This window comes from Anaerofilum hominis, assembly GCF_014287275.1.
GTDB classification, from domain to species: Bacteria; Bacillota; Clostridia; order Oscillospirales; family Ruminococcaceae; genus Pygmaiobacter; species Pygmaiobacter hominis.
Genome location: NZ_JACONZ010000002.1, coordinates 749,486 through 762,582, shown reverse-complemented (window position 1 = coordinate 762,582; position 13,097 = coordinate 749,486). Strand labels below are relative to the sequence as shown.

Sequence of the window (13,097 nt, the reverse complement as noted above, 5' to 3'; positions counted from 1 at the left end):
GTCACGGCGGCCCGGGCAGCATACAGAACACGGCCCCGCCGTATCCTGCCCGCTGCCCTGCAAGGTCCGGGGGCCCGCAAAAAAAAGGGAGCAAAAGGCGGCTGCAGTGCGGCCAGCTTTTGCCCCCCTGTCCGGCTCCTGCAGATCACAGGCCCAGGTTGGTGCGCAGTTTTGCTTTCGGCACAAATCCCACGCTGCGCTGCGCTTCTTTTCCGTCTTTGAACAGCACCACGGTGGGGATGCTCATCACGCCGTAACGGGCTGCCAGATCCTGCTGCTCGTCCACATTGACCTTGCCCACCACTGCGGTGGCGGCCAGCTCCTCTGCCAGCTGGTCGATGACCGGGCCCATCATTTTACAGGGGCCGCACCAGGTGGCCCAGAAATCCACGACTACAGGCTTCGTGCTTTTTAAAACGACCTCTTCAAAGTTTTCCGCAGTAATTTCCATCGCCATACGGATCAGCCTCCTTAAAAAAGTGAGAAATTTTCCTGTTTGGGAATATTATACCATTATAGTATAGTTATTGCAAGCCCTGTTTTCTGCCCTTTCGCCGGCGCGCAGAACAGGGCGCAGGGGATAAGGCGCAGCGGCCCTCTCTGTTAGGATGCCACCCGTCCAGCCGGGTATGCGGCGGGAGAAAAATCCACGCCCAGGCGGGAGGAAAGACCGGCCCGCCAGCGTCCACGGCCCGCAGGCATACGCGTGCCTGCCGAGGGCGATGAGTATGCTCCCCATGCCGATGCTCTCTGCAGCACGCAGGCACGCGGGTGTCTGCAGTGTGCCCGCCTCTTCGCCTATGCGTGAAAAAAGCGTCAAAGCTCCTCGCGCCCCTCTGCACCCTGCCGCGCTCCAGGCGGCAAAACGCTTTTCATCGCGGCTTCCCTCTTTCATCTGCCGGCCGCCCGGCCGTCGCACTGCCCTGCCGCAGCCCTGAAAAGCCAAGGTTTTCCGCCCACCGGCCGGGCTGGCAGGGCTGGGTCAGGCCTCTGCTGCGAAACCGTGCACAAAACGACAGGAGCCGTGAAAAGGTGATCTTTCACGGCTCCCCTAATTCAGCTGAGAATGTGGGCCAGTTTTTCCAGCACCAGATCGGACAGGCTGCGCGCCTTTGGTTCCGCCGCGTGAGGTTCGGCCGCTCTGGGGCGGCAGGGGGCGGGCTCCTGCCGGGGCTGTGCGCCCGGGGCGGCGGGCGGCACGGCATCCGCCGTCTGCCGGGGGGCGTCGAGGCGGGCGGCAGCGCCGCTCACCTGCTCTGTCTGAGCGCCCACATCCGCTGCCGCTTTCTGGATGCGCTCGGTGGCGGCCTTGAGGGAGGCATATGCCTCGTCCATCTGGCGCTCTACCGCTTCCAGCTGGCTGCGGAGAAGCTGCACGCTGCGGTCCATCTCCTGCGCGCCGAGGACGGCGGCTTCGCGGCGCTGTGCCGCTTGTGCCTGCGCATCCTCCTGCAGGTGGACTGCGGCGCGGTTGGCGTCGGCCAGGATCTTGTCCGCGTCCCTGCGCGCCCCGGCCGCGGTCTGCGCCGCTTTTGCGTCCGCCTCCCGCTTTACCCGGGCCGCCTCCTCCCGGGCCCGGCTCTCCGCCTGCCCGATCTCCGCCTCCCGTGCTTTCCACCCGTCCAGGGAGAGTTCCAGCTCTTCCACGCGCCCGGTCAGGCGCTCGTTTTCCGTATGTAGCTGGTCGGCCTGTGCCGCACGCGCTGCAGCTTCCTGCTGCGCGCGCTCCAGCGCCGTCTGGGTCTCCGTGGCCTGTTCCAGCGCCTGCTCCATCCGGCTCGCCCGCTCGCGCAGTTCAGCCGTCTCCTGCCGCAAGGCATAATTTTCCTTTTCCGAGGCAAACAGTTTTACCTTGAATGTCTCGCTCTCTTTTTTGGCGGCCGCAGCGGCCTGCTCCATCCTGTGGCCCGCCTCTTCCTGGGCGCTCAGCTTTTCGCAGAGCTCCCGCGTTTTTTCCAGCACCAGCGTCTTATCTTCCTGCGCGGCCTGAAGCTCTTGCTGCAGGCCCGCCAACTGTTCGCCCAGCGCGCGCTGCTGCTCTGCGTTCGATTTCATCAACGCGTCGATGGCGGCCAGCACGTCCCCCTTGCGGAACCCGAACAGAGCGGTCGGCAGCGGCTTGCCGCCTGTATCCCCGATGACGCCGATCGCCGCCGCTCCGTTTTGCGTCGCTTCCATCCCGGCCTCCTTGTCCCGCCGCCCCGGCCATCGGTATCGGCCGGGCGCAGCGTCTTTTATTTTTCCCGTGCCCTTTTGACAGAGCTCCTGTCCAACATTATAGCATCCCCTGCCGTCGAACAAAAGGGATTTTCTCAAAAAAGCGGCCTCAAAGGCGCTTTGCCAAAAATTAGCAAGACGGGCGCGCCCCTTGCCGGAGCGCGCCCGCGATCAGATCTGCTTTTATTTGCCGTGGTTGTTCAGCAGGGTCAGGACGTCATCGTAATAGCTGCCGTCGTCTTTTTCCTCTGTGTCGTCCTTGCCGCCGAAAGAGACGCCCGCGCCGGAAAAGCTCATAAAGGGGGGCGGCTCTATGCCGCTGTCTCCGTCGCCGGAAAAACTGATCCTGTCCTTTTCTTTCTCCTTTTCAAGCGAGGAGGGCGGGTTTTCAAAACCGGTGGCGATGACGGTGATGCGCATCTCGTCGCTCATGGCCTCGTCAAATGCAGCGCCCCAGATGATGTTGGCGTCCGGATGCGCGGAAGTAGTGATGAGGGAGGCGGCCGTCTCCACCTCTTCCAGGCCGATATCCGGCGAGGAAGTGATGTTGATGATGACCCCGCGCGCACCGGAAATGCTGGTCTCCAGCAGCGGGGAGGAGATGGCGGCCTTGGCCGCTTCCTCCGCCTTGGTGTGGCCGGTGGCGGAGCCAACGCCCATATGCGCGTGGCCCGCGTCTTTCATGATGCTGCGCACGTCCGCAAAATCCAGATTGATAAAGGCGGGGATGTTGATGAGGGCCGAGATGCTCTCCACGCCCTGGCGCAGCACGTTGTCCGCCGCCTCAAAGGCGTTGAGCAGAGTGATCTTTTCCTGGCTGATCAGCTTGAGGCGCTCGTTGGGGATGACGATGAGGCTGTCCACCTGCTCGCGCAGGTTGGAGATCCCCTCTTCCGCCAGGCTCATCTTGCGCTTGCCCTCAAAGGCAAAGGGCTTGGTGACAATGCCGACAGTGAGGATGCCCATCTCCTTGGCGATAGAGGCCACCACCGGCGCGGCCCCGGTGCCGGTGCCGCCGCCCATACCCGCGGTGATAAAGATCATCTGGGCGCCTTTCAGCGCCGAGGCGATCTCGTCCCGCGTCTCCTCGGCGCTGCGCTTGCCGATCTCCGGGTCGGCGCCCGCGCCCCGGCCGCGGGTGAGCTTTGCCCCCAGCTGCACCTTGTGGGTGGCATGGGAGGCGGAAAGGGCCTGCTGGTCGGTGTTCATCGAAATAAACTCGACGCCCCTGAGACCGGAGTCCACCATGCGGTTGACCGCGTTGCCGCCGCCGCCGCCCACACCGATCACCTTGATGTTGGTGACGTTCTCCGTCTCTTTGTCGAGAATAAAAGCCATTTGAAATTCCCCCTACAGCGTCTGTTGACAAAACCGCGGCGCCGCAGGGCCTGTCCCGTTTCGCCCTGCGCCCGCGCATCTATATTTAGTGGTTTTTATATGAAAGCATTCCTGTCGCACTCTATATATTACTTTATTTAGAGTAACAGATTTCAAAATACAATTCAATAGTTTTTGCAATAATGTACAAAATTCGTTCCCTGTTTTTGTTTACAAACGGGCAGTTGACAAAAATTTCGACAGCGCTGCGGCTCAGCCGGGCTGAAACACCGCCTTGCCCGCGTCGCTGGCGTCCAGCGTGCCCGAGGTGGCATCGGTAAAATAGGGGTCCTCCAGCGTTTTTTTCACGATCTCCAGTTTATAGTCCAGCTGGGCCGTGGTGCCAAGGCCCACGGTGATGCGCCCCGCATAGCTGAAGGAAAGCTCGTAAGGGTCGGTAAAGTCCACCGACGACACCTGCCCCAGCCCGCTCTGCCGGATCGCCCCCAGCACTGTTTTCACCAGCTCGTTGGAGGTCTCGTCTCCCGCGGAAAAGGGCTTGCCCGCCACCGGCGCAGAGGCGGATACCCCGTCCAGCCGGCAGAGCCCCTCCGGCGTCTGCGCCGCCGTGTTGAGGACTTTCAGATTTTCGCTGAGCAGCAGCGCGCCGCCCGCGTTTTCGATGTAGTAGGCCTCTACAGCCGGCGTGACGAGAAACACCACGGTGCCCGGCAGCCTGCGCCGCACCTTTACCGTTTCCAGGTAGGGCAGCTTCTGCTCCATCTCGGTCTCCGCCTCACTCAGCCGGAAGCGGAACATATTCTCGCCCTCCGGGTGTCCGAACGCCGCCACCAGCTGTTCCTGCGTGTAGGCGCAGTCCCCCTCTACCCGGTAAGAGTCGATCTTGAACAGCACCGTCACGGACAGCACGAAACCGGTGATGATAAAGACCAGCAGCAGCCCGGCGGTGATCAGGGCCCGCCGCCGCCTGCGCCTGCGCGCCTCGCTGCGGGTGACCCGGCGCGGCGTCTCTCCGTCCGGCAGGCCGCCCGGGGTGCTGAGCGCGTTTTTTTTGCGCTGCCGCAGGCGCTGCTTTTCGATCTGTGCCTGCCGCCGGCGGCGCTCTTTTTCCAGTTTCTGCTGCGCCTTTTGCTGCTGTTTCGCCTGTTTCTTTTTTTGCTTGACCCGCTCGCGGATCGCCTTGTCCCTCGCCTTTTTCTGCGCCTCCGTCAGCGGCGGGCGCTGCGGGGCGCCGCCGACCGGGCCGGCTGACCGGGCCACGGCCTGCGGCGGCAGGGGCCTGCCCGCGGGCCGGCTGTTCCCCCCCGGGGCAGGCGGCCGCCCGGACGGAGCCGGAGGGCGCGGCGGAGTGCGCCGCCTCCCGTTCTGGTCTCTTTGCCCCTGCATCCGCGTCCCTCCTTTTTTACGTCTTTGGACTTTATCCTCACTGCGCCAGCAGCGCTGCCTGCCGCAGCGGCGCTTCGGCCTGCGGGCGGCTGTCCACCTGCGCGCCCAGCGCCCGAAACAGCCCCGCGATATCCTCGTAGCCCCGGCGGATGAATTCCACGCCGGTGATCTCGCTTTCCCCCTGCGCGGCCAGGGCCGCGATCACAAGCGCCGCGCCCCCGCGCAGGTCTCTGGCTTCCAGCCGTGCGCCCTGCAGCCGGCTCACGCCCCGGATGCGCAGCAGCCCGCCGCCCTGCTCCACTTCGGCCTGCGCGCCCATGCGGGCAAACTCAGCGGCGCAGGCAAAGCGGTTGGTGAAAATGGTCTCCCGCAGGGCGGTGCCGCCGTCCGCCGTCAGCATTGCGGCCGCCAGCAGCGGTCCTGCGTCGGTGGCAAAAGCCGGGTAAACGCCGGTCTCCAGGCGTCCGAGACCGGCCAGACGTCCCGCCGCTTCGATCCGCACCCCGTCCCCCGGCAGCTGCCGCACTGTGCAGCCCGCCCGCTGCAGCAGGCCCGCCAGCGGCTGCAGCGGCGCAAAGGGCGCGCGCCGCAGCGTCACCGCGCCCCCGCAGGCCGCCGCCGCGCAGAGCACCGTCTGCGCAGTGATGCGGTCCGGGATGGGGGTGTAATCGCATCCGTGCAGCGCTCCGCCGCGGATGACAAGACGGCCGCTGCCCGCGCCCTCGACCCGTGCGCCGCAGGCGTTTAAAAATCCCGCCAGGTCCACCACCTCGGGCTCCCGCGCGGCCCCGGTGAGCACCGAGACGCCGCTGGCGGCAGCGGCGGCCATCATCAGCGTTTCCGTGGCCCCCACGCTGGGAAAATGCAGATGGAACTGCGCGCCGTGCAGGCCGCGGGGCGCGGCGCAGTCCAGCTCCTCACCGTCCCGGGAGATCTCGGCCCCCATGGCCGCCAGCCCCTCCAGATGGATGTCGATGGGGCGCGCGCCCAGCCTGCACCCGCCGGGAAAGGTGATCCGCGCCCGGCCCCCGCGCGCCAGCATCGGGGCAAGGTAGTAAATGGAAGAGCGCATCGCCGCCATCAGCTTCGGCGGCACGCTGTCCCCCACCGCCCCGCCGGGGGCAAGCAGCAGGTCCCCGCCCGTGCGCACCGCCGGGCAGCCCAGCGCCGCCAGCAGCTGCAGCGAGGTGTCCACGTCCCGCAGCAGAGGCGCGCGCCGGATGCGGACCGGCCCCTGCGCGAGCACCGCTGCCGCCAGGATGGGAAGGATGCTGTTCTTTGCGGTGGGCATTTCCACCTCGCCGAAGAGCGGCAGGCCGCCGCACGCCACGATCTTATCCACACAAAACGCCCCCCACGCGCGCCGCGCCGTGGCGTGCCGCGCACTGTATTGGGCTATCCTATGCGGAAAAGCGCATTCCTGTGCAAAAAGCGAAAAAACGGACGGCTGCGGCGCGTTTTTGCAGCGGCCGCCGCGCAAAATCCGCCTTTTCGCTCTGCCCTGCCCGGGCGCCGCTCAGGCCTTGCCGTCTGACTGCGGCCGGCGGTCGTCCTGCAGCAGTTTTTCCAGGTGGGAATAGATCTTCTCCAGGCTGTTCAGATGCGCGCAGCCACGGGCCGCAGCCCCCATCTGTGCCAGCACCGCGGGGTCGCCGGTGAGGCGGTCGACGGTCTCGATCAGCTTCTCGCTGGTCAGTTCCTTTTCCTCGATCAGCACCGCGGCGCCCGGCCTTGACAGCTCGAGCGCGTTATAGTACTGGTGGTTCTCCGCCACATTGGGGGAGGGGATCAGCACCGAGGCGCGCCCCGCCGCCGCCAGCTCGCTGATGGTGATGGCGCCGCTGCGGCTGATGACCAGGTCCGCCGCGGCAAGGCAGGACGCCATGTCGTCGATGTACTCCTTGACCAGCAGGCGGCTGTCCCCCAGGATGCCCTTTTCCTGACACAGGTCGCGGAACAGTTCCACCCCGTAGCTGCCGGTGGCGTGGATATGGAAAAAATCCCGCTCGCGGATATGCCAGGCGGCCAGATCCGCCACCACCTGGTTGATGGTGCGGGCCCCGAGGCTGCCGCCGAACGAGAGCAGGCAGATCTGTCCCGGCCGCACCCCCAGCTTTGCGCGGGCGCCCTCCCGGTCCGCCCGCAGGATCTCGGGCCGCACCGGATTGCCCGTGACGATGGTCTTGTGGGGCACGCCGAGCTTTTCCACCGCGTCGGGCATGGCGGCGAACACCGCGTCCACCTGTTTTGCCAGTATCTTGTTGGTCACGCCGGGAAAGGCGTTCTGCTCGTGCAGGGCGGTGGGGATGCCCTGCCGGGCGGCGCTCAGCACCACCGGCCCGCTGACATACCCCCCGGTGCCGATGACCAGATCGGGTGCAAAGTCGCGCAGGATGCGCCTGCTCTTGCGCCCCGCAGAGGACAGGTACCACAGGGCTTTCAGGTTGCGCACGATATTGTGCGGGGTCAGGCTGCGCTGGATGCCCTGGACCTCGATATGGTAGAACGGATATCCCTGCTTTTGCACCAGGCCGTATTCCATGCCCTCCCTGCGGCCAGCAAAGGCGATCTCGGCGTCCGGCTGCCGCTCTTTCAAATAGGCGGCGATGGCAAGCGCCGGGTTGATATGCCCGGCAGTGCCCCCCGCCGCGATGAGAACGCGCATCTCACACTCTCCCTTTCTTAAAGGCCTTGCGGCCCAAAATCGCCGCGGTCCGTGCGCCGCTGCAAGCAGGCCCCGTCCGCGGGGGCCGCCGCGCGGGGCAAAGCCCGTTCCAGGCGGAAAAACGCGGGGCCGCCGCATGCTTTTTCGGGGAACGCATGGCCGGGCCCCCGCCTGCCGACCGCTCCCCGCAGGGCCGCGCCGTTTCCCCCATGCCGCCCCCTGCGGGGCCCGGGCGCACAGCGCCGCAAAGGGGATGCGCGCCCCTTTGCGGTCCCCTCTCCGCACCCCCGCGGGCGCAGGCGCTATGTCTTTGGCGACCGCCCCTGCCGGCTGACCGACAGCACGATGCCCATCTCGCCCAGCAGCATCATCAGCGAGGTGCCCCCGTAGCTGAAGAACGGCAGGCTGATGCCGGTGTTGGGGATGGTGTTGGTGACCACGGCGATGTTGAGCACCGCCTGCACCGTCACCTGGGCGATGATGCCCACCACCAGCATGGCGCCGAATTTATCCTTGGCGTTGAGCGCGACCACCGCGCCCCGCACCAGCAGCAGCACGAAGAGCAGGATCACCACCATGGCGCCCACAAAACCCAGCTCCTCGCAGATGATGCTGAAGATGAAGTCGTTCTGCGGCTCCGGCACATAGAGGTGCTTCTGGCGCGAGTTGCCGAGGCCCAGCCCCATCACGCCGCCGCTGCCGATGGCCAGCAGGCTCTGCACGGTCTGGTGGCCCTTGCCCTGGATGTCCAGATAGGGGTTTTGCCACATCTCAACGCGGGTCATGGCATAGGGCACCAGGTCGGGGAAAGCCAGCACCGCCGCGGTGATGCCGCCCGCCACCAGGCCGCCGCCCAGGCCAAACCATTTCAGGCCCGTGCCGCCCACGAACATCATGATGCCGCCGATGGCCACGATCAGGATCGTGCCGGACAGATGCGGCTCCAGGATCATCAGCACGATGACCGGCACCAGCACCACCATAAAGGGGACCACGCCGTAGGAGAAGGTTTTCATCTTCGCGTAGTTGATGGAGATGATGTGGGCGAACAGGACGATAATGGCAAACTTTGCGATCTCACTGGGCTGCAGGGTGCCAAAGCCCGGGATCTGGATCCAGCGGTGGGCGTTGTTCAGCGCCGGCATGAAAAGCACCACCAGCAGCAGCAGCAGCGAGACGGCCATCAGCGGCCAGGCCAGCCGGTGAAAGATGTGATAGTCCACCCGCGAGGCGATGAACATGGCCGTCACCCCGACCACCGCGAACAGCACCTGGTCCTTGATGAAGTGAAAGCTGTCGCCAAAGCGGTAAAGCGCTGTGGCATAAGAGGCGGAAAAGAGCATGATGAGCCCAAAGACCACCAGGATCAGCACGATGATGAGAAACGGTGCGTCCACTGCCGAGCGCTGCTTGTCATCGCGGGGTTTCTTTTGTTGTTTTTTGCGGCTGTGCAATGCGCGTTTCTCCTTTTGCCGTGTTTTTGCGCCGCCGCGCGGCGCGCAGGGGGTCAGTTCAGATAGATGTAGACAAAGCCCAGCACCACGCCGATCAGGGTGACAAAGGAAAAGACCCCGTCGATCTTCACCTCGCTCCATCCGCACATCTCGAAATGGTGATGGATGGGCGTCATCTTAAAAATGCGTTTGCCGTGGGTGAGCTTGAAATAGGTCACCTGGATCATCACCGAGGCCGCCTCGGCCAGATAGACGATCCCCAGCAGGAACAGCAGCTCCGGGTGCCCGATGCCAAAGGAGATGGTCGCCACCGCCCCGCCCAGAAACATACTGCCGGTATCCCCCATAAACACCTTGGCGGGATAAAAGTTCCAGAACAAAAAGCCCGCGCACCCGCCGGCGATCGCCGCGCCGAAGATGCCCATGGTGTGATAGCCCAGCAGGGTGGCGATGGTCATGTATCCCAACATCGCCACAAAGGTGACGCTGGAGGACAGGCCGTCCAGCCCGTCGGTGAGGTTGACCGCGTTGACAAAGCCGATGATCAGGATGTACGCGAGCGGGTAAAACCAGTACCCCAGCTCCAGCCGGCCAAAGATGGGCAGGCTCAGCGCGGTGGACAGCGAGCCGTTCAGCTGCATGCCCGCCAGAAAGGCGGTGGTCACCACCACCTGCATCACGATCTTGTACCGCGCCATCAGGCCCAGATTCTGCTTGTGTACCACCTTGAGATAGTCGTCCACAAAGCCGACGAAAGAAAAACCGAAAGTGGCCAGCACCGCGATGAGCAGGGTGCGGTTCTGCTGCGCCTGCACCCCGCCCAACAGGTCGGGTTCCGCGACCGCAAGGGTGGTGAACGCGGCCGCGATCGCCGCCGTGCTGCCCAGAATGAACATCAGGCCGCCCATCATCGGGGTGCCCTGTTTTTTGTTGTGCCAGGTGGGGCCGATCTCCTTGATAGTCTGCCCGTAGTGCAGTTTTTTAAGCCAGGGCAGAATAAAAAAGCCGGAGACCGCCGTGACGGCGAGCGACAGCAGCGCCGCGATGATCAGCACGAATCTTGCCATTTTATCGATTCCTTCCTCTCGCCCGGCCGCGCCGGGGTCTGCTTTGGTTTTCTTCTTCGTCGCCCGGCCCGCAGGGGGTCACATGGGGCGGCCGCAGTACAGCGCCGCGATCTCCTCAAAGGCCATGCCGCGGCTGGCCTTGAACAGCACCGTATCGCCGGGCCGGCAATAGGCCCGCAGCAGTGCGGCGGCGTCCTCCTTGGTCTGACAGGGGTGCGCCTCCGCCAGGCCCGCGGCGGCGGCCCCATCGGCGATCAGCGCCCCGCCGGGGCCAAAGGTGATCAGGCAGTCCACACCGCCCTGGGCGGCCAGCCGCCCCACCTCCCGGTGCGCCTGTTCCGAGATGGCGCCCAGCTCCAGCATGTCGCCCAGCACCGCGACCTTTCTGCCGCAGGCGCCCAGCGTCGCCAGCGTCTCCAGTGCGGCGCGCATCGAGTCCGGGTTTGCGTTGTAGCAGTCCTCAATGATCTGCACGCCCTCGTGGTCCACCAGCTTCTGCCGCATGCCGGTGGTGCGATAATCCGCCAGGGCCGTGGCCGCGCGGGCGGGGTCCAGCCCCAGCCGGGTGGCCAGCGTATAGGCCGCCAGGGCATTGTAGACGTTGTGCCTGCCCACCGCCGGGATGCTCGCCGCAAAATCGCCATGCAGCCGGTCGCGGATGCGGAAGCTCTCGCCCTGCGGGCCGCTGACGATATCGCAGGCGGTCACCTGGGCAAAACGGCTGTTCACGCCGAACTGGATCTTTCGGATATGGCGCGGCGGCGCCACCGCCGCAAGGCGCGCGTCGTCCCCGTTCACCACCAGCAGACCGTCGTCCGGCAGGCCGTCGCAGATTTCCATCTTTGCCGCCAGGATATTGTCCTGGCTGCCCAGATTTTCGATGTGGGAGACCCCGATGCGGGTGATGACCGCTGCGCAGGGCCGCGCGGCGAGCGTCAGCTTATGCAGATCGCCCCGGTTATCCATCCCCATCTCCACCACTGCGTACCGGGTGGACTCGCTGAGCCGGAACAGCGTGCCGGGGACGCCGATCTCGTTGTTCTGGTTCCCCTCGGTCTTTACCGTCTGGCCAAAAGCGGAAAAAACGGCTGCGCAGAACTCTTTTGTGGTCGTCTTTCCCACGCTGCCGGTGATGCCGGCCAGCACGGGCGTATAGCGGGCTCGGTAATTGCCGCCCATGCGGATCAGCGCGTCCCGGACATTGCCCGCAGCGAACACCCTTTCGCGCGGCAGCCCGGGGATCTCGTGCTCCGCCACCACCGCCACAGCGCCGGCCGCCAGCGCCGCGGCGGCATGGTCGTGGCCGTCCGCCCGCTGGCCCTTGATGGCGATAAAGACGCTGCCGGGCCCCACGGCGCGGGAGTCGGTGACCACCGCCGTGACCGGCGAGACGCTGCCGGTCTCAGCCACGCCGTCCAGCAGCTCTTTCAGGGGGATCGCGTTCATAGTATATCACACCTGTTCTGTGTTTTTGTCGCAAACGGTCATTCCGCCAGGCCCTGTTCCCGCAGCCAGTCGGCCACGATGCGGTGCTCGTCGAGATAGATGGTCACCCCGTCGATGGCCTGATAATCCTCGTGCCCCTTGCCGCAGAGCACCAGCACGTCGCCCTCCCGCAGCTGCTCCAGCGCCAGGCGGATGGCGCGCCGCCGCTCCACCTCCACAAGATAGGGCTTGCCGCCGGTCTTGAGGGTGGGCTCCACGTCTGCAAGGATGTGATAGGGGTCCTCCCCGCGCGGGTTGTCGGAGGTGAGCACGATCAGGTCGCCGTACCGCAGGGCCGCCAGGGCCATGGGCTGCCGCTTGCGCGCGTCGCGTTCACCCGCGCAGCCGAACAGCACCACCAGCCGCCCCTGCACAAAGGGGGCAAGCCCCGCCAGCACCTTTTCGATGCCGTCGCCGGTGTGCGCAAAGTCGCAGATCACGGTAAAGCGGCCGCTGTAAAGCACCTCGCACCGGCCGCGCACCCCGGGCGAGCGGGTGAGCGCGTCCGCCGCCACGGCGGGGTCGACGCCCAGCGCCACGGCGGCCCCCGCCGCGGCAAGGGCGTTATGGGCGGAATAACTGCCCGGCATGGGGAACTTCACCCTGCGGATGAACCCCTCCCCCACCATCTCAAAGCGGACGCCGCCCGCATGCAGCTCCAGATTTTTCGCCACCAGGTCCGCCCGGTCCAGTGCGGTGGAATAGGTGATCACCCGCTGGGCGGGGATCTCGTCCATCAGCCGCCGCCCGTAGGGGTCATCCAGGTTCAGCACCGCCGTCTTTGTCTGGCTGAACAGGCTGCGCTTGGCGAGGTAGTAGTTTTCCATGGTCCCGTGATAGTCCAGGTGGTCCTGGGTAAGGTTGGTGAAGATGCCCGCCTCAAACTGCAGCCCATAGAGCCGCAGCTGGTCCAGCGCCTGGCTGCTGGCCTCCAGCACCACATGGCTGCACCCGGCGTTCACCATGCGGGAGAACAGGGCCGCCAGGTCCCACGCCTCCGGGGTGGTGAACTTGGCCGGGATCTCCATGTCGCCCACCTCGCTGCGGATGGTGCCGATCAGACCGCAGCGGCAGCCGGTCTTTTCCAGGATCTGTTTGAGAAGATAGGTGATGGTGGTCTTGCCGTTGGTGCCGGTCACAGCCACCAGCTTGAGGCTGCGGGCCGGGTTGCCGAAATAATTGTGACACAGCAGCGCATAGGCGCGCCGGGTATCCGCGACCACCACTTCCCGGGCCAGGCCCAGGCGGTGGTCTGTGACCACCAGCGCCGCGCCGCTTTCCAGCGCGGCAGCCGCAAAGGAGTGCCCGTCGGCAGAGCTTCCGCGCGTACAGACGAACACGGCGCCCGGCTTTGCCCTGCGCGAGTCGATGGTGACCAGCGCGGCGTCGGCCGCGGGCAGTTCCCCCTCGTAGGGGACCCCCTCAAAAAGTTGCTGCAGTTCCATCTGTCCTCTCCTCTCTGCGTTGGCGCTCTGTGCGGCGCGC

10 protein-coding genes are annotated in these 13,097 nt (G+C 65.5%); all 10 read right to left on the bottom strand.

Going from position 1 to position 13,097, the window contains the following annotated elements; all coding sequences use genetic code 11:
- Positions 1-145: 145 nt before the first annotated feature.
- The 10 genes from trxA to H8S23_RS08485 all read right to left on the bottom strand — a co-directional run bounded on the left by trxA (position 146) and on the right by H8S23_RS08485 (position 13,057).
- Complete coding sequence (trxA, locus tag H8S23_RS08530; protein WP_186887897.1) at positions 146-457, bottom strand: thioredoxin; 312 nt, start codon at positions 455-457, stop codon at positions 146-148.
- A 599-nt stretch (positions 458-1,056) separates the two neighbouring features.
- Positions 1,057-2,178, bottom strand: coding sequence for a coiled-coil domain-containing protein (locus H8S23_RS14120; RefSeq protein ID WP_279289068.1), 1,122 nt, complete (start codon positions 2,176-2,178; stop codon positions 1,057-1,059).
- A 222-nt stretch (positions 2,179-2,400) separates the two neighbouring features.
- On the bottom strand, positions 2,401-3,555 hold the full coding sequence (ftsZ, locus tag H8S23_RS08520) for a cell division protein FtsZ (RefSeq protein ID WP_186887896.1): 1,155 nt from the start codon (positions 3,553-3,555) through the stop codon (positions 2,401-2,403).
- 252 nt (positions 3,556-3,807) lie between these two features.
- Complete coding sequence (locus H8S23_RS08515; RefSeq protein ID WP_186887895.1) at positions 3,808-4,815, bottom strand: FtsQ-type POTRA domain-containing protein; 1,008 nt, start codon at positions 4,813-4,815, stop codon at positions 3,808-3,810.
- Between the two features lie 163 nt (positions 4,816-4,978).
- Positions 4,979-6,283, bottom strand: a complete 1,305-nt coding sequence (locus H8S23_RS08510) for a UDP-N-acetylglucosamine 1-carboxyvinyltransferase (protein ID WP_186887894.1) — start codon at positions 6,281-6,283, stop codon at positions 4,979-4,981.
- Positions 6,284-6,457: 174 nt separating this feature from the next.
- Positions 6,458-7,606 (bottom strand): undecaprenyldiphospho-muramoylpentapeptide beta-N-acetylglucosaminyltransferase, encoded by a 1,149-nt coding sequence (murG, locus tag H8S23_RS08505; protein WP_186887893.1) that lies wholly within the window; start codon positions 7,604-7,606, stop codon positions 6,458-6,460.
- A gap of 302 nt (positions 7,607-7,908) precedes the next feature.
- A complete protein-coding gene (locus H8S23_RS08500) occupies positions 7,909-9,060 on the bottom strand; it encodes an FtsW/RodA/SpoVE family cell cycle protein (RefSeq protein WP_279289067.1) in 1,152 nt (383 codons plus the stop codon).
- A gap of 53 nt (positions 9,061-9,113) precedes the next feature.
- Positions 9,114-10,127: a phospho-N-acetylmuramoyl-pentapeptide-transferase gene (gene mraY / locus H8S23_RS08495; RefSeq protein WP_186887891.1), complete on the bottom strand. Its 1,014-nt coding sequence runs from the start codon at positions 10,125-10,127 to the stop codon at positions 9,114-9,116.
- A 78-nt stretch (positions 10,128-10,205) separates the two neighbouring features.
- On the bottom strand, positions 10,206-11,573 hold the full coding sequence (locus H8S23_RS08490; protein WP_186887890.1) for a UDP-N-acetylmuramoyl-tripeptide--D-alanyl-D-alanine ligase: 1,368 nt from the start codon (positions 11,571-11,573) through the stop codon (positions 10,206-10,208).
- Between the two features lie 38 nt (positions 11,574-11,611).
- Positions 11,612-13,057: a UDP-N-acetylmuramoyl-L-alanyl-D-glutamate--2,6-diaminopimelate ligase gene (locus H8S23_RS08485; RefSeq protein WP_186887889.1), complete on the bottom strand. Its 1,446-nt coding sequence runs from the start codon at positions 13,055-13,057 to the stop codon at positions 11,612-11,614.
- Positions 13,058-13,097: the final 40 nt, after the last annotated feature.

Coding starts and splice junctions, on each gene's coding strand:
- trxA (WP_186887897.1), bottom strand. CDS start 457: ATGGCGATGGAAATTACTGCGGAAAACTTTGAAGAGGTCGTTTTAAAA.
- H8S23_RS14120 (WP_279289068.1), bottom strand. CDS start 2,178: ATGGAAGCGACGCAAAACGGAGCGGCGGCGATCGGCGTCATCGGGGAT.
- ftsZ (WP_186887896.1), bottom strand. CDS start 3,555: ATGGCTTTTATTCTCGACAAAGAGACGGAGAACGTCACCAACATCAAG.
- murG (WP_186887893.1), bottom strand. CDS start 7,606: ATGCGCGTTCTCATCGCGGCGGGGGGCACTGCCGGGCATATCAACCCG.
- mraY (WP_186887891.1), bottom strand. CDS start 10,127: ATGGCAAGATTCGTGCTGATCATCGCGGCGCTGCTGTCGCTCGCCGTC.
- H8S23_RS08490 (WP_186887890.1), bottom strand. CDS start 11,573: ATGAACGCGATCCCCCTGAAAGAGCTGCTGGACGGCGTGGCTGAGACC.
- H8S23_RS08485 (WP_186887889.1), bottom strand. CDS start 13,057: ATGGAACTGCAGCAACTTTTTGAGGGGGTCCCCTACGAGGGGGAACTG.